Genomic DNA, 16,755 nt, shown 5'->3' with positions numbered 1-16,755 from the left:
CGGGAACCACTTCTAAGAATGCGAACGCGGGCAAAGACCACATCCGCAGCCAGATGTGAGCCCACCCTCCTCTCGCGAAGAGTTGCTTGGTGAACGAACCGCAATCTCACTAGTTCTCCACCTGAGCGAGTGCTGAAACGAGTGATGAGCGCGACGTATTGCTCTAATGGTTGAAGTGGGTGGCTGGTCGCTGACGGATCCGACGACCGCTGCGAGGTCGATTATGGTCCTTGAGCGCATCGCTTCTTTGAGGTGTCCTTGGGCATCTGTGAGCTGAGCGATTCGCACCGCTAGGCGTAGAGTGACCGAGGTTTCCTGGGCAAAGCGTTCAGCGTCCCGGACCGCCTCATCAGTAAATGCTCTAGTTGATGGCGAGTAGAGGTTAAGGGCGCACCGCGAGTCACCTTCCAGTGGGATCGGCACGGCAAGGATAGATCGGACACCGGTTTCAGCGATCGCTTGGAGGTATTGGGGCCACCGTGAGTCCGAGGTGACGTCGTGGACCTGTGTGATCTGGCCGGTTCGTGCCGCGGTGAGGCAGGGTCCTTCATCGAACTGGTACTGAACCTCATCCATGGTCCTGGCCAGGTTATCGCTGCTGGCTACTGTTTCCGCAGCTCGGGGGCGTAGCAGCGTGATTCCGCAGCGGACTTCATGATCCCGACCGGAGAGTTGATCGGCGGCGTGCTGTGACAGCGTCGTCAGGAACCCCTGAACGTCATCACTGTCCAAGACCATGTTCTGCAGCACACCAGCAGCACCAGCAGCACCGTCATCACTGGCGCCCTCATCACCAGCCCTGCTATCCGCGTCGATGCCGGTAGCAGTCGAGTACTCGTCGGAGTTCAGCGCGGAGATCGCTGCAGAAGACATGCCAGCATCACTGTTGGGCCCTTGATCATCCAAGGGGTGATCACGTTGGTCGTTGGATGGTCGTGGTTGCTCATGGTGCTCCCATCGAAGGGTTACATGCGGCAATTCCTACCTGGGAGGCGGGAAGCGGCGCACCGAAAGATCTTTTGCATTGCTCACACGCAGATCGCACAGCGGAAGCTCGATGAGGCTAAGCTCAAGTTCGAGCGCGCCCTTCCCGGTGACTTCAACGAGTCCGACGAGACCGAGGACGGTGAGCTTGAGGGGCAGGCTGACGCCCTCACCGAGTTAACCTAGACCGAGACCGACAAAATGGAGGCACTGAAGATGGAACGCGAGACTGACAACAAGTTCGACAATGCCACGGCTGAGGACAAGCCCGCCACTGCGCAGTTGAAGGATGCCGACGGCCCGGACGTGCCGAACTTGGCCAAGGCCGATGAGGCCCCCAAGGCAGATGAGGCCCCCAAGGCTTAACATCGGGGCCAAGGTTACCGCCACCCCGGCCACCGCTGACATGGAATTGGCAGACATCGACGCGATGTTCGGACCAACAACGACGAAGTAGCCGATCTCCATCCGGACGATAGGTCCCACCCCGCCGAAGGGGTCGGACCTATCGTCCGTTTCGACAGAAAAACCCGCACCGCCCGCGCGGAGCAAGGACAAGCCTTCAGCCACGGAACTTCTCAAGAACCCCGTCGCTTTATCCCTCACGGAAGCAGCCAAAAGACCCTTAACCGGGGTGAACCCTTCCCCCGTTGTGAGCTGAACGAGCGTTTGAGTGCGGGAACTTAGAGCTCCGAAAGCTCTAATTGTCAAAACCCTGAAGCTGTCGCTTACCCGAGTGGTAAGCCGACTTGCGATCGTATTTCCTACGACGTAGCGTCTACGCGGTAGAGCGTCCCGTGGAGCACAGTACGGACCGTCCCGCTCTGCCACCTCGCTAAGCGGCTCACCTCGAGCGCCTCTTCATCTTCGACATCGGCCGACGAACGGCACCCCACGGTCCCAACACTGTGTCCCTCTGAAGTTTTTATCGGTGCTTCCACTGCCCGATCATCGCCACCACCCCACGTTCAGCTTCTGAGGATCATTATCAATAGCAGGCTCGGCCCGACAGAGTCCTTCCCGGAGGATCTCACCGCCCTCGACGACATCGACGTCCAGATCCTTCACAGTCGCGTTCAACGGCAGCTCGACCACGAGTACGCCACCGATTGTGAAGCTCACCCGGAAACGGAGTACCGCCACGCTGAACTCCTCGGAGAATTCAGCCGCCGAACCGTCGAGGCCTCCGCCTGGCGTGCCCTTCTGCGCATTATCGTGGAAGAAAATACGGCCAGCACTCAAGCCCTTCACATCGGCACACCCGATCTCGCACTCGACCCAGCGATCTTCGCGGAACTCGTCGATGACCTTGCCTCACCTACTGCTGCGTTCAGCTTCATCACCTCCTTCGAATCACTACTCGATCAGCGCATCAGCGCGATACGTCAGGCGCTGGAAAACCAGGACAAAGAAGCCGTCATAACGACGATGCTGAGCCTGCAGGCCAGCGCCGCTATCACGGGCGCCGGCCAGCTCCACGGATGCATTACCCAAGCACTGGCACGCGCATCGGTCGAGAAGACACCATACGGGCCGCTCATCCAGCGACTCGAAGTACAAGCCGACCTCTTCAGACAAGCCTTTGTCGAGCTGAAGGATCACTACCCCATGGGCTACACAGAGCTCCCTCTAGGAGAACCCTTCGGCTCCGCACCGGGCACGGCGCGGTGGGTAGCGTCCACTTGATGTGTGTCACTCGAAGCAGCAGTCTTTTGGAGGTGTTGCGTCGTAATGTTGGGTGGTCATGGAGCTCGGCTGGTTGTTGAACTGCCCCGGTATGGGATACCGGGAAGGAAGTGGGTTGTGGTGCTCGATAAGTACGTGCAGCAGTGGAGCGCCATCCAAACCATTCGTGCAGCACATCTGCATACCGAGGACCTGTTCATGGCGTACTTCGAAATCACCGGCAACGCCGATGAGCTTTCCATTGAAGGGTATTTCGCCGGACTGATCATGCTTCCCAGGGATCAGCGGGACGTGATCGCGCACGCAATCAACGAGTCCCTGGACGCTACTGGTTCCACCGCCGACGGTGCGCACTACAGTGACCAGGACGCGGCCGAGAACTCGGGCTACGAGGAATACCTGCGAACCCTGACACTCACACCCGACGGGTACGACTTCACTGCCCCACCGGTTGGGGACCATAGCACCAGTGCCGTCGCCGCCGGCAGCCATGGAACCAGCATCGCCAGCACTGGGTCCGATGGACCCAGTGACCGTGACATGTTGGATGAGGTCGAGTTTCGTCGACTCCGCGCTCTCCACGAATCCCGGTTGCTTGAGACCGGGGCTGAGGAGCGCTTTGACAAGATCACCCGGCAGGCACGGGATCACTTCGGGGTCAGTTCCTCTTCCATCGCCCTGATCACTGAAGACTCGCAGGTCATCAAATCCGTCACTGGCCCCCTAGGTCAGGACCTTCCCCGGGATCTTTCCCTCTGCGCGACAACCTTCAAGGACGACCGGACACTGGTCATCACCGACGCCAGCATCCACCCGCAGTGGCAGCGTCATCCCCTCGTCGCTGGTGGCCCCAAAGTGCGGTTCTACGCCGGCCATCCCGTCAGTACCGCCGACGGGTGGCGCATCGGTACTCTCTGCCTGATGGATGACCAGCCCCGAACCTTCACCGATGAGGACGTTCAGGTCCTCCGCAGGCTCGCCGCGCAAGTACAGATGCAGCTGTGGGTCTAACAACGACTGAGTTCGGCGCCCATCGGACGCAGCCCAGCTCTGATCTGTCACCTGGTTGTAACCCGGCTTCGCTTGTTTCTGAGTGGGCTGCCGATATCGTCGTGGGAGACACCGGGGTCTAGACACGGGCCTGATTTCTGACAAACACAGGAGCGGTAATGACTGAACTCTTGCAGGCGCCCCAGACCGAGCCCACATCCTTCGCTGGTCCCGATTCTGGTGAGATGTCCGGAGCCTTCGTATCGGTCACCGAACCTAGTCCCGGCTTCCAATAGCCAGAGTCGCCCGAGTTTCCCGAGTTTCCCGAGTCGCCCGAGTCGCCCGAGTCGCCCGAGTCGCCCGAGTCGCCCGAGTCGCCCGAGTCGCCCGAGTCGCAACCTTCCTCACCGGAGCATGACAGCACTGTGGTCGAGGAGGAACTGACTGCTCAGGACATCGCGGCACTGTCGATGAGGCACCTAAGGGTCCTGGTGAACCAGGCCTACAAGTTGATGGATACCGATTATCCGCCCGCCGCCGCCATGGACCGTTACGACATGATTGTCGATGAACTCGAGCACCGCGCCCAGCAGACCGCGACACGCATCCTTCCCGCGAACCCGGCCAGGGAATCGTTTCGCGACAATCCCCTGTACTGCAGGTTCGAGCTCTTCGTTGATGGAAGCCTCGCGGCGTACCTGAAGTACACGATGAACGGCGGCCATATCGTTCTCACTGATGGAGTGGAACAGCCCGAATTCCGGGACGAGGGCATGGATGTGACCCTTATGCGCCATGTTGTGCTCAACGCTCACAAACGGCGTCTGAGCCTTAGGCCGCAATGCCCCATGGCGTTCTCCTTCCTCGCTGACCACCCCCAATACCAAACCCTCACCGCCCTCGCGCAGCGTTAAAACCCAACCAGACGACCAGATCGGAACGCCGACGGCAGCCCGGCGCCGATATCGCCTGCACCTCTGGATGCGCACACGTGGAAAGCAAAACCTTGAGGGCTAGCGGGTCATCCACCTGGGGCTGACAAGAAGTAATCAACCTAAAAAACTTTCAATCTGCCGCGAAGCCGAGGAGAACTCGAAAGAAATGACGGGCTAGGCGACCTAGAGCAGCGGTGGTGACGATGATGGACAGCGCAACTGCGGCGAGCATTACGTAGAGCCCCCGAGCATAGCCATTGGCGATGACGCGTCGTGCAGGTAGCTGACGCCTCCGATGAGGGCAATCAGCGACGGAATCTTTTCGCGGTGTCTGGTTACCGTGCCGCGCGTCCCTCTAAGCCAGTCATGCTGATTTTGCAGGAATGGAACTTGATTAAGGGCATTGGTTCTTGGGGAGGTGACGGCCTCATCCGGCCTTCAATCACTTCGCTTGGAGTTGAAGCGACGGACGACCTTCGAACACCTAGCGATTTCATGCGGAACGGAGGCACGACCATCTTTGATAACAGCAAGAACCTGACAAACAAAACGGGTGCTAGTCAATGCAAGCTGGAATGATGTTTTAGCGACTTTCTCCCATATTTTCCTCGCAACCTATGAGTTGCAACACGGGCGCAGGAGGATGCGAAGAAGGTGTACGACATCACCACGGAAGCCATCTGGTGGAAGTACTTCGGCATGACTGGCAACGTACGTGAGTTTGAGCTCGACGCGTACCTGCACGGCATGTATCAACTACCAGCCATGGACCGGGACCTCATCGCCATGGCCCTGAACGAACTGATCGACGACCTGCCCCAACCCCCCAGAGCGGCCTGCTCCTACGACACCCCGCGAATCTAGCGAACCTAGCGAACCTAGCGAACCTAGGGAAACCGTTTCTCGGACAGTCCCGGACCGACAGCGGGTGGAATGTTGATGAGTACCTGCGTGGGTTAGTGCCCTTGCTTGCAGGGGAGCCGGGTCTGTTCGAGGACACGCCGCGGGAGATGCGTGGTGGCTATCCGGCGCTGTGCGGTGCTGTCACCTGGTAGATGATGGCGGTTGCGACGTCCTTCAGCTTGACGTGGGTGTCGTTGGACATTTTCTGCAGCCGGAGGAACGCCTCTGCGCTGGTGCAGTGGTGCTGAGCCATGAGAATGCCCTTGGCCTGCTCGATGCCAGCCCGGGAGCTCATGGCTTCCTGCAGTTGCTCCACCTCTTTGCGCGCGGAGCGATAGAGACTGGACGTCACCATGGTCGCCGCCGAGTACTCCGTGAAGCGCCGTTTCCGGTCCGCGTCGGATACGTCCGGATCAGCACCGAGGTAGGCCAGAAGACGGACGAGATCCTCGCGGTGCTCGGTGACGTCGTGCACCTCCTGCAAAAGAGCGACCACGTGACCCTCGTCGTCCAGGACAGGGCTATTGACCGGGCTCCAATACCGCTCCAGAAACGCGCCGGGGTGCCCAGGGTCAGGGATGTCGAAACGGTGGAGGAGCAGGCTGTCCCTCTGCCCGGTCTTCTTCACGCGTTCGAGCGATTCGCGCATAACCCTGGCCGGTTCCTGCTCCGCCTGTGACGGGTTCTCGGCGAACACCTCGAACGCCTGGCTGCCAACGAGATCAGTAGCGGAAATCCCCACGAGCTCGACGAACGCCGGATTCACGTCGAGGATCACGTACTCGGGATCCATCAGCGAGTACGCCACCGCCGTCGCCTTAAAGATGCCCCGAGCATAGGCCTTGATCCGATCAACCGCGTCTGCCGCGCCTCCACTGTCGTGCTGTTCCACGTCGCCTCCGCCTCCCTTGCCAGTACCTCAGCATGCTTCGCGCGATTTGGAAACAGAAGCGTGGCCATCATGTCAACGGCGAGGTCCGCAGTGAACCCTTCTCGACGGATGGGGCTGCTGCGGTGAACCTCACCTCCACACCCCCTCACCCTCCCATACCCAACGGTGGGGGTGGCTCAAGTGACACTGCGAATGATCCACCGGTAAGTCGGTGCGAGAGCGGTGGGTGGACTTAAACCAGGCTTCGGAAGTGATCTCCACTCAAGCTCCCGATCACTCTGCAAAGTGGGTCTCGCTTAGACCGCCCTCGTGGGTCCCCACCTGCGTTGACATAGCCATAGAGGTCTCATTCCTTTTGAATTACGCTGAGCAGTTCGATCAGGCAGGGATCTATCTTCACGTCTCGGAATCCGTGTGGATCAAAGCCGGTGTAGAGGTGTCCGACGGCATCCCACAGGTTGGGGCAGTCGTCACACATGGAGTCTCTGACTGGTCGGTAGCACCCGTCCCTGAGTGGATCAATCGGGAAGTCACAGTGCGGCTTAGCAGGGCCGGTAACGTCGTCACCATCAGAGCCCGCGCTGGAGATGAGCCCTTCCAGCTCATCCGCGTCGCCCCTCTGAACGAAACCGCAAGTGCCGAAGCCGACCCATTCTGCGCCTCTCCCACTCGGGCTCACCTCACGACCACCTTCACCCGGTGGGTTGAAACCGATGCAGATGCGACGCTGCGCCCTGAACACGACTAGAGTCGCCACCCCCAACCGTGGGCGTACGAAGCCTACTGAGTTGAACAAATATTGAACGCTGTGCGTAAGTAGATCCGCATGCGGGACGTTGCGTTGGAGCTATTAGATCCCGCCACCCATCCTTTAAAAGCCCGCCATCCTGACGAAAAGTCACACGCCTGTCTCGGCGTGTGACTTTTTCTGAACGTGGCGGGATTCCTACGCCACGTTCAGCGGGGTAATCCCCTATTGGGGCGGTCGGAGATCGATGACGTCTCATCCCGTGAGGGCTGTTATGGGCAAGGACGTTTTCATCCTGCGGAGTGCCGGAGGGCTTGTTTAGGCTTGTGGTGTCACCCAGCTACTTTCGAGGAGGACAAGTTGGTGTACATCGATGAGTCACGACGACTCAGATGAGGCTTTGCGGGCCCTGATCACCGATGTCATGAAGCAGGGGTACATCAGCACCCATGGGTTGTGGGTCTACTACTTCACTATCGGCGGCGACATCGACGAGGTGGAGGTCGACGCGTACCTGCACGGGCTGATGCCCTTGCCGGTACTGGATGAGGATCTGCTCGCTGTCGCCGTGGCGGAGATGTACGCGGACACCTGAGAATCGTTATCTCATGCACCTGGAGTCCGTTGGATTATGCGGTGAGGGATTGTTGGTCGAAGTGGGTGGTTGGGGGTTCGTCGCTGGCGGTTGATACGACGCGCGCTGCAATATCGCGGAGTTTCATGTTCCGGCTGTTCGAGGCGGCCCAGAGGATACTCATGGCCGTTGTCTGGCTGCACCTGTTCTGGCCCATGACGATGCCCGCGGCAAGATTGATGACAGTTCTTGATTCCAGGACCGAGGTGAGGTGCGCTGCCTGATCCGACAGACGAGCGGTGCGTACCGCCAGGCGCAGCGACGTGGAGGCATCGCAGACGAAGGCTTCTGCAGCATGGTTGGGAACCGCGGAAGCGGCGAAGGCTTTTCTCCGGTTGGCTTGTGTTCCGTCCTGTAGCTTTTGGGTCAGTTCAGCCGTTCGGTGAGGTGGACTTCGACGTCGTCACCGTCGTCTTTGCCGATGGCCCTGCGGATCGCTGCAGCTACCGGGAGCTTGTGGGTTCCATCTCCCAGGGCCATGAACGCTCCGGTGAACGGGTGACCGTCGATAGTGCCTGCAACCTTGACCAGACCTCGGGTACCGAAAATCAGTGCCGAGTCGGGAAGCTGAACGCAGGTCCATGTGTCTCCAGGACGTGCCTTGCCTAGACGCGCGGTGAAGATGAGATTCAAATGTTGGGAGTCCGCCATGCTCGTAGTTCTTTCTGCTGTTCAGTGGCGCGTTGCGGAGCTCACGCGGGACCGTGGTGATCGGTATTTTCTAGGAATACCAACCCGTTGCCGTCTGGATTGGTGAACGAGAACATCGCTGGCGCTCCTTCCATCCGGATGAGCTCCTGGTTGTGCAGGGCAACGCCTGCTCTTCGGATTGCGTCATGAGCCTGTTGGGCGTCCGGGGTTCCCAATCGGATTGCGACAGGAATTTCACTGTCGAGTGGAAGGAGTACAAGGCCGGCACTGGATCCTGGCGGCACGACCTCGACCAGTCGCGTTCCCTGCCACACTTGTACGTTTGTGCGCAGTTCGCATCCGAGCACTTCGGTGTAGAACGTCAGCGCAGCGTCTTGATCGGCCACCGGAACAGAGACGCTGAGCACTCTGGTCGTCATCGCCATACCGTATTAGACCGCGCGGCCACTGAAGACTCAACAGCTATCCATGAAGTACGTCAGCCAATCGGCCGACGGGCATTTTTTTGCCTCGAGCAGGGTGCCGGGTTGTGAACTTTGGGGTGTCAGTGCGCGGTGGGGGTGGTCCTGTCAGCCGATGATGGGGCGTTCTTCGGGCAGGCGGTAGAGGACGGGTTTGTTGGTCAGTGCCAGGGCGGCGGCGACGGTTATGGTGCCGATGCGTCCGATGAACATCAGGGCCATGAGGACGAATTGGGCGCTGTGAGGCAAATGGTAAGTAATGCCTGTGCTGAGTCCGACGGTGGCGAAGGCGGAGACGGATTCGAAGAGGACTTGTTCAAATCCGTAGTCCGTGGAAACCAGGAGCAGCACGGTACCCAGAATGACGGCGCCGATCCCGAGGAGTGCCACGGAGAGGGCTTGGCGTTGAACGGAGGAGGCAATGGACCGGTTATTGATGCTGACTTGCTCACGTCCACGGATTTCGTTCCAAATCGCGAAGCCCAGGACGAGGAAGGTGGTGATCTTGATGCCGCCGGCGGTTCCGGCGCTGCCGCCGCCGATGAACATGAGGATGTTCGTGATCAGCAGTGTTTCGGGGGCGGCCACACCGTAGTTGATGCTGTTGAACCCTGCCGTGCGGGGGAAAACCCCGCCGCCGATTGCTGCGACGAGTTTCCCTCCGGCGCTCAAGGGTCCAAGGGTTTCGGGTCTGTTCCATTCGAAGGCCGCGAACAAGGTGATGCCCAGCGCCAGGAGCAGCAGGGTGCCGTAGATGGTGAGGCGGGTGTGAATGGTCCAGGTCTTTTTGTATGGGCTCTTGCGGAGCAGTTCGATGATGACCGGGAACCCGATCGCTCCGAGGATGATGGCGGTGCTGATGGGAACGATGATCCATGGATCGTCGACGAATGGGATGAGGTTATCGCTGAAGAGGGAGAACCCGGCGTTGTTGAACGCTGAGATGGAGTGGAACGCTCCGTGCCAGAGGGCGGTGGGCAGGTCGTCGTCGTACGCGATGCGGAACCGGGCGGTGAGGATGATGGCGGTGACGCCTTCGACGACGGCCATGATCGCGGCGACCCTGGTGAGGACCCGGCGGACGTCGCCGAAGTTCACGGTGTGGCTTTCGGACTGGGCTACCAGTTGGCTGCGGATGCCGAGGCGCTTGCGGACCAGTAATGCCAGGAGGGTCGCCAGCGTCATGATTCCGAACCCGCCGACCTGGATGAGGGCAAGAATTACTCCCTGCCCGAACGGGCTCCAGAACGTCGCGGTGTCGACGGTGATGAGGCCTGTGACGCAGACCGCTGATACTGCGGTGAACAGTGCTGGCATCTGGTCGGTGTTGTCCGAGGCGCGTGATGCCGGGAGCATGAGGAGGCTGGCGCCGATGAGGATCGTGACAGCGAACGCTAGTGGTACCAGGCGAACCGGGGTGAGGGCTTTACTGCTGAAGTCCGTGATGTCTCGGCGCATCCTTGTCAGTCGTTCTGCGCCAGTTACCCGTTCGGTCACTTTGACCCGGGTCGATCGTTCTGCCACCAGTGAATCTCTCCGTCATTGTGTGATGCCCGTGTGATGACCGCACCTTGTATGGAAGGGCGTTCGGCAGGCTCTTGCCTGGGGCAGGTAACTACGCCACCGTGTGGGTCGTGGTTGTCTGCTTGTCAGCCGACATGCACCCGTGGCCGGAGGGTGGGATCGGGTTCCTGCTGCCGGATGACCTCCCGCACGACGGGTGCTGTGTCGCCTCGGCCGAGGAGGAGGTATCGCATCAGGTGGGCCAGGGGGTTGCCTTCGGCCCATTCGAAGTGGGCGTGCGGGTTGACGCCGGTGGAATCGCGCAGGGCGAGCAGGACCGCGGCCATCGCGTTCGGGGCTGCCGGGCTTTCTGCGCGCAGGATCCGGTGATCGCCGACGGTGATACCCCGGACCCGCAATTTGTTGCTGAACTCGGACGGGTCGACGACGTCGATCTCGAGGAAGACGATGTCCGCGCTGCCCGGTACCGGGTTCAAGTCCCGTTGGTCCGCTTCCTTTGCCGCATATTCTGCGACATCTCCTGCTTGCCGGCGGTGCGCGACGAGGTTCAGGCGGCCGTCGAAGGTGATGGAGTCGGTGACGAAGGACCGCGCCATGTCGTCGAACTCGATGACATCCGCTCGGAGTTCGGTGGTCCGGGTGATGCGGGAGATGAGGGACACCACGACGATGCCGGCGATAAAGAAACCGGAGATCACGATGCCGTCGGGCTTTTCGATGATATTGGCGACCAATGCGTAGAGCAGCACCAGGGTGAGAACAGCGAAAGCGATTGACGCCGGCCGCTGGCGACGGCGGATGGCACTGATGGTGACGGCGATGGACCCGGAAACCATCATGGCCAGGATCCCGGTGGCGTAGGCGCCCGCCTGAGCGTTGACGTCGGCGTTGAAGCCGATAGTGATGAGAATGCTCAACGCCGTGTAGACGAGGACGACCGGGCGGACCGCCCGGCCCCACTCCGGTGCCATCCCGTAGGAGGGCAGATATCTGGGCACGATGTTGATCAAACCTGCCATCGCCGACGCGCCCGCAAACCAGAGGATCAGGATGCTGCTGATGTCATAGGCGGTACCAAAACCGTCGCCGAGCCGCTCATGCGCCAGATACGCCAGAGCGCGGCCGCTGGCCTCCCCACCTTCTTCAAAGGCTTCGGCTGGGATGAGCACCGTGGTGATGAAACTGCTCGCCAGCAGGTACACGCTCATAATCAGGGCTGCGACGGTCAGCAGCTTCTTCGTGTTCCGGATCCGGGACGCCAGGCGTTCCTCGTCCGTGGCACCCTTCGCCGCGACGAGCGGCATCATGCTCACCCCGGTCTCGAAACCGGACAAGCCCAGGACCAGCAGCGGAAACGCGATGAGGGCCGGCCCGACGACGTCACCGATGCTGCCGGCCCGGGTCAGGGCGTCCGTCCACGCGGTCAGCGCTCCGGGTTCGGTGAGAACTGCCTGCACTCCGACGACGATGATCACCGCGTTCAGAACCAGGAACACCGCGACCAGCGGAATCGCGACGATCACCGCTTCACTGAAGCCCAGCAGGAACACGCCTCCCAGGATCAGCAGGAACACCACCGTGATCAGGACCGCCTGCCCGTCGAGGAAGGAGGGCAGGAACGGGTTCTCCAGCAGGTGCACCGTCGCATCCGCCGAGGACAAGGTGATGGTGATGATCCACGACGTTGCGACGAAGCCCAGCAGTATCAGCACGAAGACTTTGCCCCGCCAGAACGGCAGAAGCCGCTCCAGCATTGCCACCGAGCCTTGCCCGTTCGGGCTCTCCCGGGCCACCCGCCGATACATCGGCAGCATGCCCAGCAGGGTCAGCACAACGATCAACAGGGTCGCCAACGGCGACAATGCACCCGCGGCCAGGGCCGCGATGCCTGGCAGGTAGGACAGAGTGGAGAAGTAGTCCACCCCGGTCAGACACATGACCTTCCACCAAGCACTGGGCTTGGCGTGGCTTTCCTCGGACGCCGGCCCCACGGGTTGCACCCGGTTCGCGAGCAACCACTGACGCACACGCCCCGTCGGCGCTGATCTTTTCGAAGAGACTGGAACGGTCGCGGGAACGGCGTACTCCACAGGAGCAGTCATCAACATCCTTCAGGCCTGCAGCATGCACAGGGTGCACGGGACAACGCACATGGCCGAGCCACGCACATAACCAAGCGAGCCTATCCACCGAAAAACACCCGACAGCGGGTCTTAACGCATCCTTAACACCCCGCGCACACCACCGCCTCTACGGCGCTCAGACTGGCACTCCATTTCCAGGGAGTTAGGAGTCTGCTATCGCCTCGCAAGGTCGCGCCCTCGATGTAATCCTCCGGTTCATCCGTGTCAGCACCAAGAGCGCGTTCTTGTGGAACGAAGACCTCGACCCGGCGGCCTGCCTGCCTGCAATTACGCTCCGACGGCGAAGCAGATCTATGCCAGCACAACCAGCGCCGGTTAGAACGAATCACCTCACCAGGTACAGGGGGTGTCGAACTGTTGCTTTGAAGGATCTGGCCTACACCACCAGTAGCACATCGGATCGCTGTGGATCGAGGACCTGGGGGTGCCGCCCCCGCTTCTATCTTTTCCTTGTGGTGTCAGGGTGAGCGGTAAAGGGTGAGTGAGGTGGTTCTTTGCCGCTCGCTTCGAGGAGATCCTAATATTCTTCCACGTCCAGCAAGGGCTTTCGATAGTCGAATTATCAGGTGCTAGGCCTCGACGATTTAAGTGGCCTAGCACCTATGATGCTGCAAATGTGTCGTTGATATTGATTCCCGAGGACCCCTTACTAGATGCTGGGTACCTGACGGACCGGGCTGGGTCGCCATGCCCGGTCCGTCAGGTATGGGGCTTCCGTTACCTTGGGTTTGTCAGTTCCCAGTCTTTGACATCTGCCAAGGGCGCGAATACGGACGGGTCTAGTTCGCGAAATTCCAGGCCGTGCCGGACGAGGTGCGGCCAGTTTCGGTTGGCCAGGGCGCCCTTGCCGAGCGCGATAACGTCCGCTGCACCATGGTTCAACATGGACGCCGCCGTTTCCGGGTCATCGAGCTTGCCGTTGGCGATTACGGTCACCTCCGAATACTGCTTGGCAAGCGCAGCCAACGATTCCTCGGAGTCATCGAATGCGGGCTCCGTCGCCTGGTACTCGGTGGTGTGGATGTAGTCGATCCCGGTGGCGCCCAGCGTTGAGAAAATTACTCTCGCTTCGTCGACGGTCCCGCTCCATCGGTGGTCATTGTCGCTGACCTTGCCTTGCGAGATGCGGATGCCCACGGTCATGTCCGGGCCTACAGCTGCTCGAACGTCCCGGCAGATCTCCGCGGCAAAGCGGACCCTGTTTTCGGGTGAGCCACCGTAGGTGTCGGTGCGCTGGTTCATGTAGTCGGTGAGGAACTGATCAAGCAGGTACCCGTTGGCACCATGGATTTCGACACCGTCGAAGCCGGCCTCTTTCGCGTGCAGAGCGGCTGTCACGAAGCCTTCACGGACCTGGGCCATCTGATCCGGGGTGATCTCCGAGGGAACAGGGTAGGGGCCTTCACCGCGGTAGAACCCTAGTTGCTCGCCCTTGGGCGCTACCGCTGATGGTCCTACCGCCGAGTTCACGAAACGGTTGCCCTGGCTTTGAGCTCCTGCGTGCATCAGCTGAGCGAAGATTCGTGCCCCCGCAGCGTGGACGCCGTCGACGACTTTCACCCAGGATTGGGCCTGCTCCTTCGTGGCGATACCTGGCTGGAAGTGGTAGCCCTGACTGTGCGCCGTGTCGGGATAGATCCCTTCCGTGATCAGCAGCCCGAAGCCTCCGTGGGCAAATCGCTCATAGTATGAAGCCATTTTCTCTGTGGCATGTCCGTCTTCGGTTGCGCTGATCCGGGTCATGGGAGCCAGTGCAATGCGGTTGTCCAGTTCAGTGGAACCGATCCGAATGGGTGACCAGAGCGGGGTGACATCAGTCATGTAAATCTCCTGTGGAGTGAAAGACGGAATTGGGGAAACATTGGAGGCTGGCCTTTACGACCGCTCTCACTCGTCGATCCGACCTTTGCGAGTGGTTGTATGATGGTTATCGTAGTACGGCAAAACTCGTACTAGCAAGCATTCGTTTTATGGGAGGGTTGAGGCTGTGCGCACCCTTGAACACCCCCATCGCGAGGACATTCAGCTGGACAATGTCCTGGGAGCGGCCGCTGATCCGATCCGCCGGCGAATCATCGGTCAGCTCGCTCGTGACCATAGAGCTCAGGCCTGCAGCGCCTTCGAGCTACCAGTGACGAAATCCACCTCCACGCATCACTTTCGCGTACTACGTGAAGCGGGCGTGATCGAACAGCGCTATCAGGGGACGTCGATCGTGAGTGTGCTTCGGACTGAAGACCTTAATGCCCGCTTCCCCGGCTTGATTGATGCGCTAATCAATGCAGAACTCCTCAACGAAAAACCGCTTGTGAGTACTCCGGCCGCCACACTGTAAGAACACTCGGAAGACGATCAGTCAAGGCAACTGCCCTCCGTCCGCCCCCGTGCACTGAAGCGGTGGCCTGGTCGAAAAGCTGACATAGCAAAAACTAACGGCTTGTTCGAAGAACGACCGCCCCTCGAGCGCACCTCAAGTACGAGCAGGAGAACGGCGCATCGTGTTCCGTACCTCGTGTCCGAGACCTTTGTCCTGTCACCGACCGGTTGGGACTCAACGGCAGGGCTCTCTCGCATCCGATGGGATATAAGACAGCCAAGGCGAAACACTGTCCGTTCTCATGCCGCTACGGCCCCTATCTGTAGGAGCTAGTGCTTTGAACTTCCTGATTAGGCTGCAAAGCCCTGACCTTTTAGTGGTCAGGACTTCGCTTGACGCTCTGCGTGGTTTAAGCCGGTTTGAGTTCTGCTTTTAGGTCGGCGAGTTCCTGCACGAGAGCAGTTTCCTCAATCACGGGGCGGACGTCGATACTCCGGCAACATCAGGCTGGGTTGCGCCGTTCGTGGCTGCTGGCCAACCGATGGCTTCATCGGCGCCTCGAAGGTTGCGGAGCCACCAGGCCCAATCCTCGGGAACGAGGCCAAAGGAGTCCTGGTAGCCCAGCAGCCGAACCCCGCAGACAGGCCAGCGCGCGTTGCCGAGGACAGGACGGTCCAGATACATAAGGTCGAGCAGCTCTTCCTCGATCACCTTATTGCAAGTTCAGGCTGGCCCAGGTTCCAGCTCGTAGCGATAGGGATACCTACTTTGTCTCGTACACGGGTGGCGTTCTTTACCATCCCACCAAAAGTGCCTACTTCGTGCTCGGACGGTAGCATATGGCCACGCTCCCATGGCATGACGAGGCTTCCCTTGCAACCGGTGTGACCAAGCTGGACTCCAGCCACGCCGCCCATCGACTTGATCATGTCGGCGCCGATGCCCCATCCTCGGTGGGCTTGATCCCACGCTCCGCTCCGGGCCTCTACGACAGATCATCGGTGATGAAACTATCCGATAATTTCCAAGCCTATTTCCGACAGTAATTGATTACCCAGCAAAGAGTCCCGGGTATTGCGGGGACCCGCGCGCTGTGCGGCTCCTGGCTGAGGAAGGTCAGGAACAGGTTGCCGTTGCCTATTGCGCGGGGCGGCCTCCTGTTGACCGATCCAGGTGGCTTGCGGTCGTCCTGGCCCCTGCGAGCAGATCGGCGGAAGAACGGGAATCCCGGAGCGAGTACCGCAAGTGAGTAGTCCGATGACGAGGCGCGTAGTCACCACTCTTGTTCGCTTCTTCATTCACCTCTTCGATGGGACACAGGCAGGACGGTCTCAATGAAAGAGGGATTTCGTGATCACCTTGGATGGACCAAGAGTTGCAGGCGGTGCAGTTCTCCTTGGGGAAAAGATGCTTCAGGCACCGACGCTGCAGATTTCCGTTCTCGGTCCGNCCAGGTACTCGAAATCCTGCTCCTCGATTTCGGTGCGGCAGTGTCGAAGACCCGGATGGTCGATCTGCTGTGGGGCGGTAAGCATCCGGCTGTCGCCCTTCCCACTCTCGAGAGTTATGTCAGCGTCCTGCGCCGCCATCTGCAGCCCGGCACCGGCCGAACTGGCCCCCTTCGCACGGTCACCGGTGGCTACGCAATCGACCCGGCCCTGGTCGACCTGGATCTGCATCGCTTCGCGACGCTGACGGGGCGGGCAGGCCTAGCGGCGCCGCCCGCCGCCCTGGCGTTGCTCACAGAAGCACTCGAACTCGGATCAGCCCCGCTGCTCGGTGGCGAATTACTCCCGGTATGGGCTGAGGACGAGCGCGCGCTGCACGCAGTACGCGTCAACCTGGCTCGGGTTCTGGCCGCGGAGGCCGCGCTGACCGTGGGAGAG

At 60.3% G+C, this 16,755-nt stretch carries 20 protein-coding genes; 10 read left to right on the top strand and 10 right to left on the bottom strand.

Annotated features, from left to right (window positions below; all coding sequences use genetic code 11):
- Positions 1-12: 12 nt before the first annotated feature.
- Positions 13-738, bottom strand: a complete 726-nt coding sequence (locus D6T63_RS20290; RefSeq protein ID WP_407923761.1) for a GAF domain-containing protein — start codon at positions 736-738, stop codon at positions 13-15.
- 171 nt (positions 739-909) lie between these two features.
- Here D6T63_RS20290 and D6T63_RS17845 point away from each other — a divergent pair, with 171 nt between their 5' ends.
- Both D6T63_RS17845 and D6T63_RS19410 read left to right on the top strand, forming a co-directional pair.
- Positions 910-1,170: a hypothetical protein gene (locus D6T63_RS17845; protein WP_147394434.1), complete on the top strand. Its 261-nt coding sequence runs from the start codon at positions 910-912 to the stop codon at positions 1,168-1,170.
- A 15-nt stretch (positions 1,171-1,185) separates the two neighbouring features.
- Positions 1,186-1,350, top strand: coding sequence for a hypothetical protein (locus D6T63_RS19410; protein ID WP_182977104.1), 165 nt, complete (start codon positions 1,186-1,188; stop codon positions 1,348-1,350).
- A gap of 582 nt (positions 1,351-1,932) precedes the next feature.
- Here D6T63_RS19410 and D6T63_RS19405 read toward each other — a convergent pair.
- Positions 1,933-2,127 (bottom strand): hypothetical protein, encoded by a 195-nt coding sequence (locus D6T63_RS19405; RefSeq protein ID WP_182977103.1) that lies wholly within the window; start codon positions 2,125-2,127, stop codon positions 1,933-1,935.
- A 72-nt stretch (positions 2,128-2,199) separates the two neighbouring features.
- Between D6T63_RS19405 and D6T63_RS17835 the strand changes: the two genes are divergently transcribed.
- The 4 genes from D6T63_RS17835 (at position 2,200) to D6T63_RS17815 (ending at position 5,459) form a co-directional block, all read left to right on the top strand.
- Positions 2,200-2,670, top strand: coding sequence for a hypothetical protein (locus D6T63_RS17835; protein ID WP_120150607.1), 471 nt, complete (start codon positions 2,200-2,202; stop codon positions 2,668-2,670).
- 117 nt (positions 2,671-2,787) lie between these two features.
- The gene (locus D6T63_RS17830) at positions 2,788-3,681 is read left to right on the top strand and encodes a GAF domain-containing protein (protein WP_182977102.1); all 894 of its coding nucleotides are present in this window, start codon (positions 2,788-2,790) and stop codon (positions 3,679-3,681) included.
- A gap of 404 nt (positions 3,682-4,085) precedes the next feature.
- Positions 4,086-4,574: a GNAT family N-acetyltransferase gene (locus D6T63_RS17820; RefSeq protein ID WP_120150601.1), complete on the top strand. Its 489-nt coding sequence runs from the start codon at positions 4,086-4,088 to the stop codon at positions 4,572-4,574.
- A gap of 675 nt (positions 4,575-5,249) precedes the next feature.
- Positions 5,250-5,459, top strand: a complete 210-nt coding sequence (locus D6T63_RS17815; protein ID WP_120150599.1) for a hypothetical protein — start codon at positions 5,250-5,252, stop codon at positions 5,457-5,459.
- Between the two features lie 157 nt (positions 5,460-5,616).
- Here D6T63_RS17815 and D6T63_RS17810 read toward each other — a convergent pair whose 3' ends face one another.
- Complete coding sequence (locus tag D6T63_RS17810) at positions 5,617-6,390, bottom strand: ANTAR domain-containing protein (RefSeq protein WP_120150597.1); 774 nt, start codon at positions 6,388-6,390, stop codon at positions 5,617-5,619.
- A 250-nt stretch (positions 6,391-6,640) separates the two neighbouring features.
- On the opposite strand from D6T63_RS17810, the gene D6T63_RS17805 reads away from it, so the two are divergent.
- Positions 6,641-7,138, top strand: coding sequence for a DUF1349 domain-containing protein (locus tag D6T63_RS17805; protein WP_235830845.1), 498 nt, complete (start codon positions 6,641-6,643; stop codon positions 7,136-7,138).
- 373 nt (positions 7,139-7,511) lie between these two features.
- Positions 7,512-7,733: a hypothetical protein gene (locus D6T63_RS17800; protein ID WP_120150593.1), complete on the top strand. Its 222-nt coding sequence runs from the start codon at positions 7,512-7,514 to the stop codon at positions 7,731-7,733.
- Positions 7,734-7,767: 34 nt separating this feature from the next.
- Here D6T63_RS17800 and D6T63_RS19930 read toward each other — a convergent pair whose 3' ends face one another.
- The 6 genes from D6T63_RS19930 to D6T63_RS17770 all read right to left on the bottom strand — a co-directional run bounded on the left by D6T63_RS19930 (position 7,768) and on the right by D6T63_RS17770 (position 14,373).
- Entirely contained in the window at positions 7,768-8,004 is a 237-nt protein-coding gene (locus tag D6T63_RS19930) for an ANTAR domain-containing protein (protein WP_268878036.1), read from the bottom strand.
- Positions 8,005-8,138: 134 nt separating this feature from the next.
- On the bottom strand, positions 8,139-8,423 hold the full coding sequence (locus tag D6T63_RS17790; protein WP_120150589.1) for a DUF1905 domain-containing protein: 285 nt from the start codon (positions 8,421-8,423) through the stop codon (positions 8,139-8,141).
- Positions 8,424-8,464: 41 nt separating this feature from the next.
- Positions 8,465-8,842, bottom strand: a complete 378-nt coding sequence (locus D6T63_RS17785) for a VOC family protein (RefSeq protein ID WP_235830843.1) — start codon at positions 8,840-8,842, stop codon at positions 8,465-8,467.
- A gap of 150 nt (positions 8,843-8,992) precedes the next feature.
- A complete protein-coding gene (locus D6T63_RS17780; protein ID WP_120150585.1) occupies positions 8,993-10,342 on the bottom strand; it encodes a TrkH family potassium uptake protein in 1,350 nt (449 codons plus the stop codon).
- A gap of 191 nt (positions 10,343-10,533) precedes the next feature.
- Complete coding sequence (locus D6T63_RS17775; RefSeq protein WP_120150583.1) at positions 10,534-12,510, bottom strand: APC family permease; 1,977 nt, start codon at positions 12,508-12,510, stop codon at positions 10,534-10,536.
- A gap of 759 nt (positions 12,511-13,269) precedes the next feature.
- The gene (locus tag D6T63_RS17770; protein WP_120150581.1) at positions 13,270-14,373 is read right to left on the bottom strand and encodes an oxidoreductase; all 1,104 of its coding nucleotides are present in this window, start codon (positions 14,371-14,373) and stop codon (positions 13,270-13,272) included.
- 166 nt (positions 14,374-14,539) lie between these two features.
- On the opposite strand from D6T63_RS17770, the gene D6T63_RS17765 reads away from it, so the two are divergent.
- Positions 14,540-14,887: an ArsR/SmtB family transcription factor gene (locus D6T63_RS17765; RefSeq protein ID WP_120150579.1), complete on the top strand. Its 348-nt coding sequence runs from the start codon at positions 14,540-14,542 to the stop codon at positions 14,885-14,887.
- Positions 14,888-15,340: 453 nt separating this feature from the next.
- On the opposite strand, the gene D6T63_RS17760 is transcribed toward D6T63_RS17765, so the two are convergent.
- Positions 15,341-15,580, bottom strand: a complete 240-nt coding sequence (locus tag D6T63_RS17760) for a hypothetical protein (protein WP_120150577.1) — start codon at positions 15,578-15,580, stop codon at positions 15,341-15,343.
- Positions 15,581-16,203: 623 nt separating this feature from the next.
- On the opposite strand from D6T63_RS17760, the gene D6T63_RS17755 reads away from it, so the two are divergent.
- On the top strand, positions 16,204-16,755 hold a 552-nt coding region (locus tag D6T63_RS17755), incomplete at its 3' end, for an AfsR/SARP family transcriptional regulator (protein ID WP_147394433.1).

Source organism: Arthrobacter cheniae (assembly GCF_003602275.1).
Taxonomy (GTDB): Bacteria; Actinomycetota; Actinomycetes; order Actinomycetales; family Micrococcaceae; genus Arthrobacter_D; species Arthrobacter_D cheniae.
The sequence above is the reverse complement of the archived record's forward strand: the minus strand, read 5'-3'. Positions and strand labels throughout refer to the sequence as shown.

Bases quoted from the DNA above. Each gene is read 5' to 3' on its own strand.
- D6T63_RS19410 (WP_182977104.1), top strand. From the start codon at position 1,186: ATGGAGGCACTGAAGATGGAACGCGAGACTGACAACAAGTTCGACAAT.
- D6T63_RS17790 (WP_120150589.1), bottom strand. From the start codon at position 8,423: ATGGCGGACTCCCAACATTTGAATCTCATCTTCACCGCGCGTCTAGGC.
- D6T63_RS17800 (WP_120150593.1), top strand. From the start codon at position 7,512: ATGAGTCACGACGACTCAGATGAGGCTTTGCGGGCCCTGATCACCGAT.
- D6T63_RS17780 (WP_120150585.1), bottom strand. From the start codon at position 10,342: ATGCGCCGAGACATCACGGACTTCAGCAGTAAAGCCCTCACCCCGGTT.
- D6T63_RS17785 (WP_235830843.1), bottom strand. From the start codon at position 8,842: ATGACGACCAGAGTGCTCAGCGTCTCTGTTCCGGTGGCCGATCAAGAC.
- D6T63_RS17770 (WP_120150581.1), bottom strand. From the start codon at position 14,373: ATGACTGATGTCACCCCGCTCTGGTCACCCATTCGGATCGGTTCCACT.
- D6T63_RS17775 (WP_120150583.1), bottom strand. From the start codon at position 12,510: ATGACTGCTCCTGTGGAGTACGCCGTTCCCGCGACCGTTCCAGTCTCT.
- D6T63_RS20290 (WP_407923761.1), bottom strand. From the start codon at position 738: ATGGTCTTGGACAGTGATGACGTTCAGGGGTTCCTGACGACGCTGTCA.